Origin of the sequence: Anatilimnocola floriformis (genome assembly GCF_024256385.1) — a bacterium.
In the GTDB taxonomy this organism is placed as follows: domain Bacteria; phylum Planctomycetota; class Planctomycetia; order Pirellulales; family Pirellulaceae; genus Anatilimnocola; species Anatilimnocola floriformis.
The window spans coordinates 4,413,017-4,430,282 of the sequence record NZ_JAMLFW010000001.1 but is presented as its reverse complement, the minus strand read 5'-3'; the positions used below and the strand labels follow the sequence as shown (position 1 = coordinate 4,430,282).

Here is a 17,266-nt window from a genome sequence, read left to right as displayed (position 1 = left end):
CACGAGTTCAGCTACAGAAATTTGATCGCCCATGCGTCTGGTCGCCATCGAGTGGGATAGCAACGAACTGCGGGTGGCACTCGCCCAGCAGCGCGGCAAAATCGCCTTCGTTGAAGAAGCCTTCGGCATTCCCTTTATCGACAAGGACAATCCCGTCACCGCGGCCGAAATCGGTTCGCTGCTCGGCAAGGAATTGACGGCCCGCAACGTTCCCAAGGGTGACGCGCTCGTCGCCGTTGGCCGGGCTAATCTTGAGCTTCGCTTTCTCACTACGCCGCCGTCGCCCGTCGAAGAGTTGCCCGATCTGGTTCGCTTCCTCGCGATGCGGCAATTCACCACGCTCGGCGACGATTGGCCGCTCGACTTTTCTCCGCTCGGCAACGCGGCCGACGGCAGCACCAATGTGCTGGCCACGACCATTTCGCCGGAGATCGTCAATCAGATTCGCGCGGTCTGCGCTGCGGCCGGTCTGACGCCATCACATCTTGTGCTACGTCCTTTTGCCGCGGCCTCGCTGTTGCGGCGCTGGCATCAAGATCAGCGCTGCCGAATGACCGTTGAGGTACTGGGCGAAGACGCCGACCTGGCGGTGAGCATCGGCCCTGATGTGGTCTATCCTCGTACGGTCCGCTTGCCGAGCAACGAAGCGCCTCAGGAAGTGCGCACCAAGGCCCTGATCGGCGAAATCAAACGCACCATCGTCGCCGCCGCCAATCAACTCGGCGGCCGGCGTGTCGATCAATTGGTCATCTTCGGCGATGCCCGCAAGTTTCCCGAATTGCAAACCGTTGCCAAAAACGACTTGCAAATCGAACTGCACTTCGTCGATCCGTTCATGGTGGTGGAAGCTTCCGATTCGCTGAAGCGGTCGCCACCATCAACGCCTGGCGCGTTCGCTCCGCTCCTCGGCTTGCTCACCGACGAAGCCGCCGGCCGTACGCACACCATCGACTTTTTGAATCCCCGCAAACGCCCCGCGCCGGTCAATCGCAGCCGAACTTACGCGATCGCGGGTGGTGCGCTGGCCGCGGCAGTGCTGCTGCTCTTCGTGATGGGCTGGTGGCATCTCCGCTCGCTCGATGCCGAAATCGTCGCCAAGGCCCGGGATGTTGAAGCTCTCAAAAAGCAGGCGACGCAAAGTAAAGGTGGCATCAAGAAGGCTCAAGAGCTCGATAAGTTTACTGCCGCCGATGTCAATTGGCTGGAAGAACTCGAACGTCTCTCGGCCAAGTTCCCTTCGGCAGCCGATGCCCGCGCTGAAGATCTCGTTGCCACGGCCCGACCGAACACAGGTGGTGGGAGTCTGGTAGTTCAAGGTTTGGCACTTGATACCGACACCATCAATGAAATGGAGTCTGCGTTCCGCGACAAGGATCGAACCATCGTGGGCGCCGGTAGCAAGGAAGATCCAAAAGCCAAAGGATTGACCTGGCGGTACCGCGAAGAAGTGATCATCTACGGTCCCGGCGGAGCGCCAGACGCAAAGTCGCGCACGAAACCATCGACCTCAATTGCCAAACCGGCGGCGAAAGGAGGCGCGAAATGAAATCCTCCGAACGTATGCTGGCGATTGGTGTGGGCGTCGCCGTGGTGTGCCTGATCGCGTTTCTCACGTTTCGCTATTACAGTAGCGCGGTCGATGCCAAGCTCGACATGCTTGCGCAGAAGGACATGGAACTGCAGCGGGAACAAGTTCAAGTGAACGTTGGGCTCGCGGCTGCCAAAAAGATTCGCGAATACGAAGCTCGTTCCTTGCCACCGAAAGCGGATCTCTCCCGGTCGCTCTATCAACACTGGTTGCTGACAACGGCACATGAAGCCGGTTTTCATGACCAGGTGGTCACGCCGGGACCGCAACGCGTGGTGCCAGATATCTACACGCAACTGACCTTCAACATGACCGGCAAAGCACGGTACGAGCAGGTCGTGAAATTCCTGGACGATATCTATCGCATCGACTTGCTGCATCGCGTCACGCGGCTCAGCTTGAAACCAATCAAGGATTCGAAGGAACTCGATGTCAGCCTGACGCTCGACGCGGTATCGGTGAAGACAGCCCCAGATGCATCAGCCTTACACAGCAGACCATCGAAGCGGTTGAAGCACGATTCGGCCGAGAAGTATCAACTGGCAATTGTCGGCCGGAACATTTTTGCGCCGACCAATCGCGCGCCGAAGATCAGCGGCCTGGGCCGTCAATCCGGCACCACGAACAGCGCAGTCTCGATCGCAGCCAAGGTCAGCGATCCTGATCCGCTCGACTCCGTGAAAATGGAACTGACCAAGTCGCCGTCGCGCGACGCCCGGCTCGATCGCGATGGTCGGCTCAGCTGGACACCCAGAAAAGCCGGCGAATACGAATTCGAAATCACGGCCCGCGACGACAACTTCCCACCGAATATTTCGACCGAAAAGCTGATCGTCAAAGTTTCGGATCCGCCACCACAGCCGGAACGTGTCGTTCAAGAAAAGCCCGTCGACGAAGAGCCTAAACTGGCCTTCGATCAGGCCCGGCACACGATGTTCACTGCAGTCATTGGCGTCGGCAACGACAGCGAAGTCTGGCTGCATATTCGCCCGACCAACACGCTGCTCAAGCTGCACGAGGGAGATGCCTTCGAAGTCGGTTCGATGAAAGGGACGATCCGCGAAATCGGCAGCAACGAGTTCGTCTTTGAATCGTCGGCCAAGCCAACCAAGGGACAGCTGCTGCTGCTGGCCAAAGGCGAAATGCTTGAACGAGCCGCCGGCGATGGACAACCCAAACCAGTTCCAACCGATGACAATAAGCCGGCGGTTGAGAAGCCAACGATCGAAAACCCGGCAACCGAGAAGCCTGCGCCGGAAAAACCAGCGGAAGTAAACACCGCTGAGGCTAAGCCGGCTGACGAGCCCAAAGAAGAGAAACCGACAACGACTCCCGAAGTGCCCGTCGATGAAACTCGCGCGGAAGCCAAGTCCGCCGAAACGAAGTCCGCGGAAACGAAGTCCGCCGAAACAAAAAAATCCAACGGGACTGAACTGCAGAACTTCGAAGACATTATCCTCGCTGCGAAGTTGCCCGAAGGCTACTCCGCGGTCAAGCAGGAAATCGAAGGGGCTGGCGTTGTGTTAGCCGTGGTCAAAGAGGGCGCTGGCGCCGTGACGATTTCGCGTGAAAATCGCAACATCGAGGAGCGAGCTCGGCGAACGACGACGAAGGCATACCTCAACGGAGCGGTCAAAACCTGGCAGGGAAAGGGTTGGACGCTGAAGACCAAAGAAGTTCCCAATCTGGAAGAGGTCGACTTCGACAAGCCCTTTACGGTGCAACTGGAATTTATCGACGCCGCAGAGCAGGACGTGTGGATTGACATCACTTCGTTTTTCTCGCCACGCGCGCACCTCGTGCAAGTGATCAGTAATGATCCCGCGGAACTCCGACGCCTGCGGGCGTGGGCTGCTACCATCAAGCCGGTTCCGCTTGCGGACGCAGACAGCAAGCCCGCGCCAGCAGCGAATACACCGCCGGCCGTGGAAGCCAATTAGCCGCAGCGAAGAAATTCGCGACACACTAAGCAATCTGGGTAAGCGGCCGCCATTCGCGGCGCATCTCTTTCGCGCGAACCGCACGCTGGCGGCGAAGCATAAATGCTTCGTTAACGTATTGCCTGATAACGATTTGGCGCACGCGGCGAAGATTCTCGATTTCGGCAACATAGGTTCACGCCGCTGGTAAGATATGCCGATTATTCCGAACAAGCAGAATGTTCCGATTCTGCGTGCGCGCTGCCTTGTCGTGGCGCGGTTGGTTTTGGATCGCCAGCACGGAATGCTCCCCCCATGGTTGCTTCTCGAAACACAAGTTCACGCGAGCGCGCCCTGCGTGCCAAAAGGTCCTTTCGCAGTCAGGCCCGGTCCTGGCTCAAGGCTCTGGTGTGGATGCTCGCCCCGACGATGCCGTTGTGCGCACTGTCGCCCCTGCAGCCTGCGTACTCGCAGCAGCAACCTGCGTACTCGCAGCAACAACCAGCGCGTTTGCAGCAACAAACAGCAAGCACACTCAAAGCGTATCCAGTACCCGCTGCGGAACTGCAATCCGTAGCCGCGGAATTGAAACGCTCGCTCGCTGGCCGCAATGTGCGGATCAGCGTCGATGCCCGCACCAGCCAGCTGTTGGTAGTTGGCCCCGCCGACATTCAGCAAGTGCTGTCCGAACAGTTGGCCGCCGGCAAGCTGGGCAAATCGACCGAAGTCGCCGATCCCAATTTGCACACGCTCCGCAATATTTCCTGGAAGGAATTCGAGGGGCAACTGCGGCGCGTCGGTTTTGTCGCCGAAAACAACGGCAATAACATCGAAACGGCCCGCTATCAAATCAAAACGCCAACGGGTGGTGAAGCTCACGTTGCCGTGGCTCGTGGCGAAGGGACCGTGAAGGTCGCCGCTTCTTCGCAGCTCGCCCCATCCATGCGCAAGCTCGCCGAAACGCTCGATCGCCCAGCCGTTCGCCCCGGCGAAACTTCGCGGCTCGTTACACTCGACAAGGCCGATCCCAATACCGTTCAGCACTTGCTCACTTACTTGCAATCGGCAGCTCGGCCCACGAGTCCGGCCTCGGGCAAGCATCAGCACATCGGCGAATTCGTCTCGATGCTGTTTCAACCCGGCGCGCCGCCTGCTCCGCCAGCAGGGCCTCCCGCTGGGCCACCTGCAGCCGAAGGGGAAATTGATCCGAACGATCCGGAAGCCTTCGGCAGCATCGGTCCCGTCAAAATCGAATACATCGAAGGTCTCGACACGATCGTCGTTACTGGCCGCAAAGCCGACGTCGATCGCGTGATGAAGCTGATCGAACAAATCGAAACGCAAAGCCAGGTCACGCGCCCCGAAGTGGAAGTCTTCCACCTGCGGCACGTCGATGGTCGGGCCCTCAACGATTTGCTGACGCAGGTCTACGATACGATCTTCACTGCCCGCCAAGGTCGTGTGACGATTGTCTCGCTCATCAAGCCCAATGCTCTGCTCCTCATCGGTCGCAAGGAAAACTTGCCAGCCGTGAAAGAGCTGATCGAGAAACTCGATCGCCCGATCAATGGCGACACGGAACTGAAGGTGTTCCCGCTCAAGCGGATACTTTCGACCGATGCCAAAACGAAACTCGAAGCATTGTTCAACCCGACTACGACTGGCCAAGGTCAAGGCGCGGCGACTGGACAGGGAACTGGCCTGAGCACGCGGGTAAACATCATCGCCGATGAACGAACGAATTCGCTCATCGTGCAAGCCTCGCCGCGCGATCTGGTGGAGGTCGGCAAGCTGCTGGAATCGTTGGATGGGGCTGTCTCGTCGAAAGATGGGCAGATCCGCATCGTCAAGCTTCGCAATTCGCTGGCCGACGAATTGGTGCCGGTCATCCAACAAGCTCTGCAAGGCGAAGGTGGCCGCAGCGGCAATACTGCTACGCAAGGGCCCGGCGCTGTATCGGGGCCTGCACCAGGCGCGAATAGCGGCAGCGGTACTCAAGGCCGCAGCCTGCAGTTGCTGCAGGTCGGCGGCAATACGCTGCAAAGCGGTGTGCTCTCTGACATGCAGATCACGTCCGATCCGCGCGGCAACTCGATCATCGTGACGGGCCCGCCGGAAAACATGGACTTGATCGAAGCCTTGATTCGTCAGCTCGATGAGCTGCCCGCGACCGAAGCTCAGATCAAGGTCTATACGATCGTTAACGGCGACGCGACGCAGCTCGCCGACCTGCTCCGGCAGCTCTTCGGTCAAGCAACAGGCACGCAAGGTGGCGGCGGCAATCAAGGCTTGCAGGCCTTGCTGCAAACCGCGACGGGCGGTGGCGATAGTGCACTCGTGCCGCTGCGGTTCTCGGTCGACGTCCGCACCAACAGCATCGTGGCTTCTGGTTCGACCGGCGACTTGAATGTCGTTTACAAAGTCCTCGTGCGGCTCGACGAAGGCAACATTCGCGAGCGGATCACGACGGTCTATCGCCTGCGAAATGCTCCAGCTCTCGAAGTGGCCAACTCGCTGACGCAGCTCCGGCAGCAACAGCAACAGCTCAATCAAATCGCGCCGACGCTGAACAGTGCGCCGCAAACGCTTGAGAAGGAAGTAATCGTCGTGCCGGAACAGGTCAGCAATAGCCTGATCGTGTCGGCAACGCCGCGGTACTTTGATGAAATCCGCCGCGTGGTCGAAGAACTCGATCGCCGGCCGAACATGGTCATCATTCAAGTGCTGCTCGCCGAAGTCAGCCTCAATGATCTCAACGAGTTCGGCGTCGAACTCGGTTTGCAGGACTCGCTGCTGTTCGATCGCGGCGTCGCTGGCGTCGGCGGCTTGAACCGTATCGGCTTCCCCTTCAACCAGGCCGGTATCGGCAATGACAACACCCCGGCCTCGCTGGCGACACGCAACCAAGTCGCGCCGCAAGCGATCTCGAACCTGGGCGTCGGTCGTACGAACGCGTCGGCTGGTTTCGGTGGCCTCGTGCTATCTGCCGGCAACGATTCGGTGAACGTGCTCGTGCGTGCTCTGCAGCAATCGCAGCGGATGCAAGTGCTCAGCCGGCCGCAGGTGCAAACGCTCGACAACCAACCGGCCTATGTGCAAGTTGGTCAACAAGTGCCTTACATCACCAGCTCGAACCAAACCCAGTTCGGCATTCAGAATCAAACGACGTTCCAGGACGTCGGTGTGATCCTCGGTGTCACGCCGCGGACCAGCCCCGACGGCATGATCGTCATGGAAATCGACGCCGTGAAATCGGACCTCGGCCCCGAAGCCGAAGGCATCGCGATCTCGGTGAGTGCGGCCGGTACGGTTATTCGTCAGCCGATCATCAATGTGACTCGCGCTCAAACCACGGTGAGTGCTCGCAGCGGTCAGACCGTCATCCTCGGCGGTCTCATCACGCGTAACCAAACCGAAACGACTCGCCGAGTGCCTTACCTGGGCGATATCCCGGTTCTCGGCCGCTTGTTCCGCTTTGACTCGGTCGACATCGAACGTACCGAACTGCTGATCATCATGACCCCGTATGTGATGCGGACCGACGAACACGTCGCGTGGCTGAACATGCGGGAATCGGAACGGTTGCACTGGTGCCTGGCCGATGTGGGTAACGTTCATGGACAAGCACAGAACTTCACATCGTCGGGCGATCCTGGCTTGCAAACGCCGGTGATCTATCCCGATGAAACGCCGGCGCCGGAAGGCTTGATCGCGCCTGAGTCGATTGCCCCGGGCACGACACCCAACGCCTGGCCGAACGTCCAACCGCGTGGCCCGCAAAACAATCAGCAGTTCCCGGGTGATCCCAATTACAACCCGGCCCCGCTGCCGATGCAGCCACGGTCGGCGCCGCTGCCGATTCCAACGGCCGCTCCGCAAAACTACGTGCCGACTCCGCCAGCCACTCCTGATCAGACGAACCGCGTCGCGCCCGGTAATCTACTGCGGTCGGTGCAAGTTCAGCCGCAACCGCAGCCGAACCAGTCTACCGGCGTGCCGGGCGGGCTCTGCCCGATCGCTCCGCTGCAAGCCTTGCCGCCAGTGCCGAATGGGCCGCCGCAATTCGTTTCGCCCTATCAACAACAGCCGCCGCAACAAGTTCAGTACGGGCCTCAGCCGCAACTGCAACCACCGCCTGGTCCGCAGCCGGCGAATTATCAACAGCAGCCAAATCAGGTTGCACCGGCAGTGTACGCACCGCAGGGAATGAATCCTCAGTACACGCCCATCGCTCGCTAAGCAGCAGTCAACCGCTCACGGACGCTTCAGCTCACGGATGAGAATCATGAAACACACACTTCGCTACCTGTTGGTCGCCGTGCTCCTCGGCGTGCAAGTCTGCAGTGCGATCCCCGCGAGCGCCGAAGGCTGGTCGATGACCCAAAGCTGGAAAAAGCTTTGGAATCCCGATCCGAAGGATAAGAAGAAGGATCAATACCAGGTACCGACGCGCGTCGTCGCACTCTGGGCGCCGGCGATGTACAACACGCCCGGCAAGCCGAGCATGCGCGGCTTTGGCGGCCGGTTGTATTTCTACAACGCCAAGGATCAGCCGGTTCCCGTCGAAGGGCAACTCGTGGTCTATGGCTTCAACGACTCGGTGCAACGGAACGAGCGCAAGCCTGATCGCAAGTTCGTTTTCACCAGCCAGCAACTGGCATCGCACTTCAGCCCTGCTGAACTAGGCGCTTCGTACAGTGTGTGGATTCCGTGGGATGCAGTCGGCGGGCAGCAAATGGAAATCAGCCTGCTGCCCGTTTTCAGCGCGAACAACGGCCAAGTCATCATGGGTGAGCAGTCGCGCAACGTCCTGCCAGGCACGACGACTCCGGCAGCGAACTCCACGCAAACTCAGAATACGGTGCAGCCGTTTATCATCGATCACCGCGTGGCACCGGCCAGTTATGCAGCGCCCGATGATTTGCGTGATCGAGGCGCGACGGGTGAAATCGCCCAGACGAGCTTTTACACGCACGCAACGCAGCCCAAGCCGCAAGAAGATATTCGCACTACTTCGATTCAGCTCACCCGCGGTATCGCCGAACGGCTGATCCAAGAGCGGCAGCAAGAGAATCAACTAGTAGCCAACGGGCTGCAGCTGCCGCAGTCGGCAGTTCCGCCGCCGAATATGCTGCCAGCCAACGTGCCACAGCCAAACCTGATTCAGCCCAACAACGTCGCGCCACACTTGCCGCAGCATTCGGCCACGCGCTCGTTTAGCGCTCCAACGGCCGACTCGCGATCTTGGGGGCCGACGGTGCAGCGGTCGCAGGGACAACCAAGCTCACCGGCACGGGGGCAGACGCCGGTTGGCCAATCACCAACTCGTTACGCACCTGGTTCACTCCCGGCTCCAATGACAACAGGTCCTCAGCCAGCTGGCGGTCCGCCGCCGACTCAACCGAGCCCCGCAGCACCAGGACATCTCCCTCCAGCACAGGCTCAATATTCCCCTTACCCTTCAGCGCCGGCAGGTTCGAATAACGGGTTTGCATTCGGCCAGTAAAGGTAGTCGTCAGAATGGGAGCGGCGATGTTGTCGACGCGGATCGGAACCCGAACTTTCAGCTTCGTCTGTTGCTGCTGAGCACCATTGCGATTCTGATTTTGCGAGTTCTGGCGGAAGGCTTGCATCATGTTGCCCATGCCGCCCATTCCACCGGCTCCATTCGTGCCGCCGGCCATGCCGCTGTAGGAATTCGCAGCCCCGTCGCCGGTGTCTGCTCCCACGAAGGCACCACTACGATTGCCGCGGACATAGCGTTCGCCAGTCGGAGCTCCAGCGCTCAACGCGCCAGTGCCGGCACCACTCTGGCCGGAAGCTCCCTGACCACTGAGTGAACCGCTGTTCGAGGCTCCTGTCGAGCGGCCCGTGCGGTTGCTGCTTGTGCTGCCACCCAAAGTTCGCGAGCCGAACGAGCTGGCCGAGGTGCTGTTGCCGCTCATGCTGAACTGTGCCGAGGCACTTTCGACGATCAGGAACGAGCCGGCGACCCCTGCAACCACGAGAGCAGTACGACGAAATTGCTTGAGCATGACAACTTCCTAGGGGGAACGGGTTTGCAGGGAGCCTCGTTCCAACATCGACCAAAAAACCTGGGGACCGCCGGGCTAGAAGCACGCAGGATGCCAAACTCCCGGACTTCGCTCTATTGTCTTGCCTTTTGCTCCGATTGGCAAGACTTTATCGCTGTGTCGCGGGAATAACAGCCTGAAACTAAGCGCCCGAACAAAGGGTATATCCCGCAATCTCGAAAGGGCGTTTCGAGCGCGGCCTCCCTTTGTTCTGGAAATCTCCCGATGTTCATTCAACTCCGCTGCCTGTCTGTAGTTTTGCTTCTGACAGCATTTTCACTGATTTCACCCGCCCGGGCTCAGCGGCCGGTCGCGCCGAAACTGCTGCCAGAACAGACGCTGGCCTATTTCCGCGTTCAGGACACCCCGCAACTGATCGCCCGTTTTCGGGAAACAAGCCTCGGCCGCATGGGAGCCGACGAGCAAATCAAGCCGCTGGTCTCGGAGTTTTACGCCGCCCTGCAGGAACTGTGGGGCAATATCGAAGACCGCGTCGGCCTGCCGCTCGACCAAATTCTGTCGATTCCGCAGGGCGAAATCTGCATCGCCTTTGTCTCCGTGCCCGATGGCCCGACCGGCCTGGTTGTGATTTTGGATGTGAAGGACCGGATGCCATTGGTGCGCAAGCTGCTCGAGAAGGGCGAAGCCTTCGCCGCAGAGAATCGCGTCACCAGGACCACGGAAAAGCTCGACGGCTACGACGTGCAGACGTATGCCGGACCTAATGGCAATACGCAGGCCGTGCAACTCGAACGCGACGGGACCATCGTCGTCACCTCGAGCAAGCCGGTGATGCAACTCGTCCTGAATGCCTGGAACGGCAAAGGTGGGAAGTCGCTGGCCGACAACGACCGCTTCAACACCATCATGAGCCGTTGCCAAGGCTCGCTCGATGATCCGCCGCAACTCACTTACTTCGCCGATCCCATCGCCCTGGTCAAGCTCGCGGCCCGCGGCAATTCCTTCGCCACCACCGGCCTGGCCTTGTTGCCGGTGCTCGGACTCGATGGCATTCACGGCCTCGGCGGCAGCATGCTCTTTTCCTCCGGCGAATTCGACAGCGTGACCCATTTCCATCTGCTGCTCGAAAGCCCGCGCGGCGGCGTGGTCGAAATGCTCGCAATGGGCGCCGGCGATACCACTCCCGAAGCCTGGGTTCCCAACGACGCGATGAGCTACACCACGCTGCACTGGGATCTCGACCAGACCTATCACAAAGGAGCGAAGCTCTACAACAGCCTGCAGTTCGAAGGGGCCGCCGAAGCCGAGATCAAGCAACGCGTGCAAGATGCGATCGGCCTCGACTTTGAAAAAGAAGTTCTCGCTCATTTGGCCGGACGCATCACACTCGCGGCCTGGGTTGAAAAGCCGATCAAGCTCAATAGCCAGGCCAATATCCTGGGAATCAAACTGAAGGCTGGCAAGGAATTTCAACCAGTCTTTGAAAAACTGCGCGAGAAGTTTGCCGACAACCTCGTCAAAAAGAACTTCGCCAATCAAACCTACTACGCGATGAAATTGCCCGAGGCGAACAGCGACCAGCCCGCGAATTTTCGCCGCCCCGATCCCTGCTTCTGCGTCCTGGGCGATTACTTGATCCTGACCGACAGCTCGCAGGCCATCGAAGCCGCGATCACCACGGCCAGCATGCCGGGCAAGTCGCTCGCCGCTGAACTCGATTACAAGTTGATCGCCAGCAAGATCCGCCGCCAGGTCGGCGGCGAAACACCCGGTTTGCTCCAATTCACTCGGCCCGAAACCGGCATGAAGCTGCTGTATGACCTGGCTCAGTCGGACGACACCAAAGGTGTCCTCTCGCGGCAGTCGCAGAACAACCGCTTCTTCGGCCGGCTCGAGAAAGCCATGAACGACAATCCGCTGCCGCCGTTTTCGGTCATCGCCAAGTACTTCGCACCTGCTGGCGCGATGATGACTAACGATGAAACCGGCTTTCACTACTCGGGCTTCACGCTGAAACGCAAGTAAACTTGCGTTCGCACCATCGCCCCCCATATCGTCGCGGCGGCTTGCTCCTCTGGAACGAGCCGCCGCTTTTTCATTTCTTGGTCGACTCTTCGTCCCCCGCCCCCGCCGCACAGGCACAACTTTACAACAGTGGTGAAGGTTTTTTGAGCAGCGTAACTCCTTCTCATCAAATCGGTTGTTGATTTTAGGGGTCATTTTTCCACAACCTTTTACAACACTTTCACAACAGTCAACTACTCACCCCGAATTCAACCTGTGCGCAGGGACAACCAACGCCCGAGCGATACGGCCGCCGGCGTCCAGGTAAGTGATCTTTTGTATACTGATTATGCCGTGGGGTGGTGGTCGACAAAGTGGACCTGTTTTCGATTGGCATGGGAAGTGCCTAATAAATCTGCTGAACCTCTGTCTCATTCGGCCACGCTTTCGGCCGCACCATTCGATCAACTTGCTCCAGTGGCCAGAAAAATCGATCGACCAAAGCCCCACGATAGCCATAGTGGCCCGAGCCAGAGTTGAGTCCCCAATATGGAATCCCTTTGGGGTTCGGCTCGACCAGCGCCAGATAGCTCCCCACGTACAGCGCCGGCAGGAGTAGCACGATGGTGACGACCAGGGATGCGCGAGATTCGCGTTTCATGGTCAAAGCGACTCCCCGCGCGCTTTCAATCGCAGAAGAAATTCGTCCCAGCTCAGCTCCCTTGCCGCGCGCCTTGCCATCGTACCATCTGGGTCATACAGCAAACTAAGCAATTCTGCGTCGCACTTGGCGAACCACTCGCGCCAGCGCGCTGCGTCCGTCCCGAAATCCTCGCCGGTGAGCTTCACAAGAAAAGCACGCTCGTCTTCGGCATTGATAGGCCCCCACTCAGGAGTTGGCCATGTGCTTGGATCGTCGAATTCCCCAGCAATAATTGCGATGGCTAATTCGTGCGGAGAGGTTCGCATCGTCTACTCCCGCTCTCTGGCAGCTGCGGCAGCTCGTGGACTAGGAACGTTTGGCCGGTGAGGAATTGGGGGTTCATGTCACGACACCCTACCAAACTTGACGAGCCCGGGCGAAGCAATTTAACCGTTTTTCGCAGGTCCATTTAATCGACCATTACCATGCCGTGGCGGGTTGTCAACTGAAAAAATCTCCGCTCCTGCGGCAAGGATCAGCGATCACATTCAGAAGCAACAAGCCGGTTGCTTCTCACCACCCACCGCGTTATCCTGACGAGCAACTAATTGATTGCTTCTCAGGAGTGGACAGCATGGGCTCTCAAGAATCCAACACCGACAAGATCGAAAAGAAGACCGTCCTCAAAGCCTCACGCGACCGCGTCTGGCAGGCCATCAGCGACTCGACCAACTTCGGCAAATGGTTCGGCGTGAAGTTTGACGGCCCTTTTGTCGCCGGCGAGCAACTCCGCGGCCAAATCACGCCAACCCAGGTCGATCCTGAAGTGGCCAAGATGCAGGAGCCGTACACCGGCAAGCCGTTTGTGATCTTTGTCGATTGCATCGAACCGCAAACACGCTTCGCCTTTCGTTGGCATCCCTTTGCGATTGATCCCAACCACGATTACTCGCAAGAACCGATGACGCTGGTTGCTTTCGAGTTAGCCGATGCCGAAGGTGGCACGCTGCTGACCATCACTGAATCGGGTTTCGATCAGATTCCGATTGAGCGGCGCGCTGCCGCCTTTCGCGCGAACGATGGCGGCTGGAGTCACCAATCGCGACTGGTCGAAAAATACCTGGCCCAGACCGCCACGCCGGGCGATTTCCAATGAGCCTGACCATCGCTCAAAGCAAAAGAGCAGCGCCGATCTTCGCGGCGCTCGGCGATCCCGTTCGCTTGGCCTTCGTCACGCGGCTCGGCCGTTCTGGCCCTCTGCCGACGCTCGCGCTGCAACAAACCACGTCCCTCACTCGGCAGGCGGTCACCAAGCATTTGCAGTTGCTCGAACAGTCCGGCATTGTCCACAGCGAGCGTGCTGGCCGCGAACGGGTCTGGGAGTTGAATTCCAAACGCCTCACGGAAGTCCGTGGCTATTTGGATGAGATCTCCGAGCAGTGGGATCAGGCGCTGGTCCGCCTACAGCAGTTCTTGGAAACCGAATAACTCGGTTTTCTCCAAGAATTCTTGCCACACCTGGCCTATGCTGCGCATTGGAAGAGACAACCATGAGCGGCGACAGTATCAAACTGGATTGGCCATTGGCCGCCGGGCCTGTGCTGGAGGATGCTGCGCTCGTGGAGGGAGATGCTCTCGACAATTCGTGGCAGCAGTGCTCAGCGGAACTGGGCAAGCTGGTGCGCGCTCTGGGCATCTGCGGCGTGCGGGCCGATGACGTGCTGCAAGATGTTTACATCGTGGCCCGTGAGAAGCGACCGGCTGGATTGGCTCCGAATGATTTGCGACGGTGGTTGATGCGCGTGACGGCCAACCGCTGTCGCCTGGAGCATCGCCAGCAACAACGAGGACGGCGGATTTTCGAACGGCTATGGGATTGGGCGCAAGGCTCGTCGGCGCCGCCGACAACGGCAGCCGTCGAACAGCGCGAACTGGGAAACAATGTGGAAGCTGCCTTGGAACGACTGCGGCCAATCGAGCGAGAGACGATCGTGCTCCGCTACTTCGCAGATTTCAATTCGGCCGAGATTGGTGAGATGCTGAACTTGAACGAGGCCGCCGTGCGAAGTCATCTGGCTCGCGCACGGCGTCAATTGGCCCGGGAATTGGCGGAGTGGAATCCAGGTGCGAATCATGAGTGAACTAACTTGCGGCGGCGACTGGCTGGTGGCCTACGCCGACGACGAATTGACCGGCGATGATCGCCAAGAAGCGGCCGAGCATGTCGCGACCTGCGCACATTGCCAACAAGAGTGCGCCTCGCTTCGTTCGAGCTTGCTCCAAGTGCAATCGCAGTGGCACCTGCCGCAGCCGGTGAAGGCGGTTCGACGTTCGGTGTTGATGGGTCGAGTGAGTGTCCTGGCTCGCGCTGCGGTTGTCGCGGCTGTGGTGCTAACGCTGGCTTGGCAGCTGACGACTCGGCGCGATCCGGCCGTTGTGCTCGCTCCGGCAATGAGCGAATTAGATAGTGACGCAGCCATCCACGACTGGTTGCAACGCGAAACGCAAATCGCTCGTCTGCGAGCGGCCAGCGAACTCCTCGTCCAAGAGCCCGGCATGCAAGAACGGGGCGAACAACTGGGGCAGTACCTCTCACGAACTTACGGAAACTGAAAGGTTGATCATGAAATACGCATTCTCGTTGTTCGTTGCGATGTTGCTCGCTGGCGTGGCCATCGCGCAACAACCGTCCGTCAAAGAACTAATTCCTAAGGCCAAGTGGACGAAGGAGCAGATCGAGAATCCTCCCGCGCGAGTTCTGAAAATGAATTTGCGTGCCGAGCCGATCAAGGAAGTCCTGAGAGAAGCCTCGCGACCGATCTTCGGCGAGCGCACGTTCATGGTGACCATTATTCTGGACATTCCCAAGATCGAGGGACGCCCCAGGTCGAACGAATGGAGTCGCTATCTCGATCGGTCCAAATTGCCCATGGGAAACTTCAGCGACGGCTATTTGTTGCTGCCAGAAATAACATACGGCAGGACTTCTCATGAAAAAAACGCAACGCAGTTAAAGTATTTACTGACACAGGCGCCGGAAGGTTCGATCGACAAAGAAACGGTCGCCTTTTTCAAATCCCCAGAAGCCAGCTCGAAGGTATTTGGTTTCAGCGGCAGAATTAGTCTCTCGAACGGAGTTTTCCTGCAAGAGTTTCGAATTCTTTGCAAGTCCAAGGAAGAGTGTGAACGCTGCGCAAAGGGCTTGATGACGTTGCTCGATTACGGCTTTAGTCGTCCTTTGCAACTCCGCTTGCTGCAAAAACGCGAAGAGTTGGTCGCTGAAATTGCGACTGCACGGAAGCAACTGGTGGAGAACGAGAAGGAACTCACACAAGTGGACAAGCGGCTCACCGAATTCAAAGATTTCACGCCGGAGATGCTCCCCACGCTGCGACAACAGCAGATCGCGCTTGATGTGGACCTGGCAGGAACCATGGCCCGGATCAAGGCGTGCGAAGCACTGTTGGCGGCCACGCGTCCGGCCTTGAGCGCCGATCGCCGAGCGAGCGTGGAGGACACCAAGATTCAGGCCGAGATCAATCTGGCCGGCTACCAGGCTCAGCGGATCACGCTGCTGGAGTTTGTCAGCCAAGTGAAAGAGAAGATTATCCTCAGTGATCGCCGCAATCTGCTGAGGAGCGATCTCAATGTCTTACGCAAAGTACTTGAAAGCAGGCCTGGGCTCATTCAGGAAATCGACGCTGATCTGGACTTTGTCGCCCCGCTGAAGGTGGCCGACGACCAGTTTGTTGTTCAACCGATCGAGTGGACCACGCCCTAGTTCGACGTCGGCGATCAATTTCCTCTTGCCCAGCCGCCGATTTTCAGGAAAGATCGCGCCCGATCGCCGGTTCGGCGGCCGTTTTGTTTAAGGTTTTGTCATGGAGACGATAAATTTGACACGCGGCGCGTCTCTCGCGTAGAATTCAAGTACTTCATGGCGCGGGCACCCAATGCATCGCGCCGCCGACTGGCTGGTTCTAAGGTTGCCCTGCTGGGCCGACCGATGCTCTCGCCGCTGGTCTGGTTCTTTCTTTCCCACCGTTTTGAGAGGGCTTTCTGATGTTTGGTATTGGTACTACCGAATTGCTGGTCGTGGGCATCGTCGTGCTGGTTCTGTTTGGCAATCGTATTCCCCAGACGATGAAGTCTTTGGGAGTCGGCCTGGCGGAATTCAAAAAAGGGATCAACTCCAACACCGATGCGGAAGCCTAGGCGGAGTTGCCAATTGGCCGGAACCGGGCCGAGTTTGCCCTCGTTCCGGCCTACTGCTTTGTAGTTCGCCGACTATACTCAAAGGCTCCCTCGTCCCCATCTTGCTCGTCCCCACCTTGCCTGTTTGTTGAGAGTGACTCATGGCTCCTTCGCTGCTTGCCGTGTTTGGCATTGGTCAGACCGAACTGATTATTCTGTGCGTGGTCATTCTCATTCTGTTCGGCCATCGCCTGCCGACGGTGATGTTCTCGCTGGGTAAGGGAATCAAGGACTTCAAGCATGGCTTGAACACTCCGGACGATGAGCCAACGCCGGCCGAAAGCAAGCCGAAAGACGCGTCGTAGTCGGCGCGAGCTGGTTTGGCCTGCAAATTCGTAACCTCACCTCACTCCTGCCTTGCTGGAAGCCCGCCCATGTTTGGACTTGGAACCTCCGAGCTGCTGATTCTCGGCATTGTGGCCATCTTGCTGTTTGGCAAGAACTTGCCCGATGTCGCCCGTAAGTTCGGCAAAACTTACCGTGAATTTCGCCGCGGCCTGTCGGACCTGCAATCGACAGTCAACCTGCACGATGTCATGAACGAAGCCCCGTCGCGTCCCTCGCCGCCGAAGAAGTCGTACAGCGACTATGACGACTACGACGACGTCAGCGCGCCGAAGTTTGAGCCGCCGCCGGCCCCGCCGAGCGCTGCCAATCAAGACGCGGCTTAGAGGTCGCCTGGAATCAGCTCAGAGACATTCGTTCGAAAAAATGGAAAAAGTTGTTGTTCTCGGCGCTCCCAGCCGAAAACTAGGAAGTATAATTTCGCTGTTCCGTAAGCTGCTCTCGCCAACCGTGGCGAATCGAATTTCGACCGGGTCTT

The 17,266-nt window shown here is 58.7% G+C and carries 15 protein-coding genes; 12 read left to right on the top strand and 3 right to left on the bottom strand.

The features are described from left to right. The first annotated feature begins 31 nt into the window (after positions 1-31). The 3 genes from pilM to M9Q49_RS17185 all read left to right on the top strand — a co-directional run bounded on the left by pilM (position 32) and on the right by M9Q49_RS17185 (position 7,746). Positions 32-1,546, top strand: a complete 1,515-nt coding sequence (gene pilM, locus M9Q49_RS17195; protein WP_254510037.1) for a type IV pilus biogenesis protein PilM — start codon at positions 32-34, stop codon at positions 1,544-1,546. Beyond that, positions 1,543-3,528: a hypothetical protein gene (locus M9Q49_RS17190; RefSeq protein WP_254510036.1), complete on the top strand. Its 1,986-nt coding sequence runs from the start codon at positions 1,543-1,545 to the stop codon at positions 3,526-3,528. The genes pilM and M9Q49_RS17190 overlap by 4 nt, the downstream gene beginning before the upstream one ends. A 393-nt stretch (positions 3,529-3,921) precedes the next feature. Then, on the top strand, positions 3,922-7,746 hold the full coding sequence (locus tag M9Q49_RS17185; RefSeq protein ID WP_254510035.1) for a secretin N-terminal domain-containing protein: 3,825 nt from the start codon (positions 3,922-3,924) through the stop codon (positions 7,744-7,746). A gap of 977 nt (positions 7,747-8,723) precedes the next feature. On the opposite strand, the gene M9Q49_RS36100 is transcribed toward M9Q49_RS17185, so the two are convergent. Continuing rightward, positions 8,724-9,002: a BON domain-containing protein gene (locus M9Q49_RS36100; protein ID WP_390844824.1), complete on the bottom strand. Its 279-nt coding sequence runs from the start codon at positions 9,000-9,002 to the stop codon at positions 8,724-8,726. Positions 9,003-9,806: 804 nt separating this feature from the next. Between M9Q49_RS36100 and M9Q49_RS17175 the strand changes: the two genes are divergently transcribed. After that, complete coding sequence (locus tag M9Q49_RS17175) at positions 9,807-11,567, top strand: DUF3352 domain-containing protein (RefSeq protein ID WP_254510033.1); 1,761 nt, start codon at positions 9,807-9,809, stop codon at positions 11,565-11,567. 385 nt (positions 11,568-11,952) lie between these two features. Here M9Q49_RS17175 and M9Q49_RS17170 read toward each other — a convergent pair whose 3' ends face one another. Both M9Q49_RS17170 and M9Q49_RS17165 read right to left on the bottom strand, forming a co-directional pair. Continuing rightward, positions 11,953-12,207 carry a hypothetical protein gene (locus M9Q49_RS17170; protein WP_254507521.1) on the bottom strand — a complete coding sequence of 85 codons (255 nt, stop codon included), beginning with the start codon at positions 12,205-12,207 and terminating at the stop codon, positions 11,953-11,955. A gap of 2 nt (positions 12,208-12,209) precedes the next feature. Further along, entirely contained in the window at positions 12,210-12,515 is a 306-nt protein-coding gene (locus M9Q49_RS17165; RefSeq protein WP_254507520.1) for a hypothetical protein, read from the bottom strand. A gap of 308 nt (positions 12,516-12,823) precedes the next feature. Here M9Q49_RS17165 and M9Q49_RS17160 point away from each other — a divergent pair, with 308 nt between their 5' ends. The 8 genes from M9Q49_RS17160 (at position 12,824) to M9Q49_RS17125 (ending at position 17,114) form a co-directional block, all read left to right on the top strand. Continuing rightward, positions 12,824-13,345, top strand: a complete 522-nt coding sequence (locus tag M9Q49_RS17160; protein WP_254510032.1) for an SRPBCC family protein — start codon at positions 12,824-12,826, stop codon at positions 13,343-13,345. Next, entirely contained in the window at positions 13,342-13,677 is a 336-nt protein-coding gene (locus M9Q49_RS17155) for an ArsR/SmtB family transcription factor (protein ID WP_254510031.1), read from the top strand. Before M9Q49_RS17160 ends, M9Q49_RS17155 begins: the two co-directional genes overlap by 4 nt. 62 nt (positions 13,678-13,739) lie before the next feature. Continuing rightward, positions 13,740-14,330: an RNA polymerase sigma factor gene (locus tag M9Q49_RS17150; protein WP_254510030.1), complete on the top strand. Its 591-nt coding sequence runs from the start codon at positions 13,740-13,742 to the stop codon at positions 14,328-14,330. Further along, the gene (locus M9Q49_RS17145; RefSeq protein ID WP_254510029.1) at positions 14,323-14,802 is read left to right on the top strand and encodes an anti-sigma factor family protein; all 480 of its coding nucleotides are present in this window, start codon (positions 14,323-14,325) and stop codon (positions 14,800-14,802) included. The genes M9Q49_RS17150 and M9Q49_RS17145 overlap by 8 nt, the downstream gene beginning before the upstream one ends. Before the next feature lie 10 nt (positions 14,803-14,812). Then, complete coding sequence (locus M9Q49_RS17140) at positions 14,813-15,970, top strand: hypothetical protein (protein ID WP_254510028.1); 1,158 nt, start codon at positions 14,813-14,815, stop codon at positions 15,968-15,970. A 281-nt stretch (positions 15,971-16,251) separates the two neighbouring features. Then, the gene (locus tag M9Q49_RS17135; protein ID WP_254510027.1) at positions 16,252-16,404 is read left to right on the top strand and encodes a twin-arginine translocase TatA/TatE family subunit; all 153 of its coding nucleotides are present in this window, start codon (positions 16,252-16,254) and stop codon (positions 16,402-16,404) included. A gap of 140 nt (positions 16,405-16,544) precedes the next feature. Further along, positions 16,545-16,748 carry a twin-arginine translocase TatA/TatE family subunit gene (locus M9Q49_RS17130; RefSeq protein WP_254510026.1) on the top strand — a complete coding sequence of 68 codons (204 nt, stop codon included), beginning with the start codon at positions 16,545-16,547 and terminating at the stop codon, positions 16,746-16,748. A gap of 69 nt (positions 16,749-16,817) precedes the next feature. Further along, entirely contained in the window at positions 16,818-17,114 is a 297-nt protein-coding gene (locus M9Q49_RS17125) for a Sec-independent protein translocase subunit TatA/TatB (protein ID WP_254510025.1), read from the top strand. Positions 17,115-17,266: the final 152 nt, after the last annotated feature.

Excerpts from the sequence above, each read along its gene's own strand:
- pilM (WP_254510037.1), top strand. The coding sequence starts at position 32 with ATGCGTCTGGTCGCCATCGAGTGGGATAGCAACGAACTGCGGGTGGCA.
- M9Q49_RS17190 (WP_254510036.1), top strand. The coding sequence starts at position 1,543 with ATGAAATCCTCCGAACGTATGCTGGCGATTGGTGTGGGCGTCGCCGTG.
- M9Q49_RS17185 (WP_254510035.1), top strand. The coding sequence starts at position 3,922 with ATGCTCGCCCCGACGATGCCGTTGTGCGCACTGTCGCCCCTGCAGCCT.
- M9Q49_RS36100 (WP_390844824.1), bottom strand. The coding sequence starts at position 9,002 with ATGCAAACCCGTTATTCGAACCTGCCGGCGCTGAAGGGTAAGGGGAAT.
- M9Q49_RS17175 (WP_254510033.1), top strand. The coding sequence starts at position 9,807 with ATGTTCATTCAACTCCGCTGCCTGTCTGTAGTTTTGCTTCTGACAGCA.
- M9Q49_RS17170 (WP_254507521.1), bottom strand. The coding sequence starts at position 12,207 with ATGAAACGCGAATCTCGCGCATCCCTGGTCGTCACCATCGTGCTACTC.
- M9Q49_RS17165 (WP_254507520.1), bottom strand. The coding sequence starts at position 12,515 with ATGCGAACCTCTCCGCACGAATTAGCCATCGCAATTATTGCTGGGGAA.
- M9Q49_RS17160 (WP_254510032.1), top strand. The coding sequence starts at position 12,824 with ATGGGCTCTCAAGAATCCAACACCGACAAGATCGAAAAGAAGACCGTC.
- M9Q49_RS17155 (WP_254510031.1), top strand. The coding sequence starts at position 13,342 with ATGAGCCTGACCATCGCTCAAAGCAAAAGAGCAGCGCCGATCTTCGCG.
- M9Q49_RS17150 (WP_254510030.1), top strand. The coding sequence starts at position 13,740 with ATGAGCGGCGACAGTATCAAACTGGATTGGCCATTGGCCGCCGGGCCT.
- M9Q49_RS17145 (WP_254510029.1), top strand. The coding sequence starts at position 14,323 with ATGAGTGAACTAACTTGCGGCGGCGACTGGCTGGTGGCCTACGCCGAC.
- M9Q49_RS17140 (WP_254510028.1), top strand. The coding sequence starts at position 14,813 with ATGAAATACGCATTCTCGTTGTTCGTTGCGATGTTGCTCGCTGGCGTG.
- M9Q49_RS17135 (WP_254510027.1), top strand. The coding sequence starts at position 16,252 with ATGTTTGGTATTGGTACTACCGAATTGCTGGTCGTGGGCATCGTCGTG.
- M9Q49_RS17130 (WP_254510026.1), top strand. The coding sequence starts at position 16,545 with ATGGCTCCTTCGCTGCTTGCCGTGTTTGGCATTGGTCAGACCGAACTG.
- M9Q49_RS17125 (WP_254510025.1), top strand. The coding sequence starts at position 16,818 with ATGTTTGGACTTGGAACCTCCGAGCTGCTGATTCTCGGCATTGTGGCC.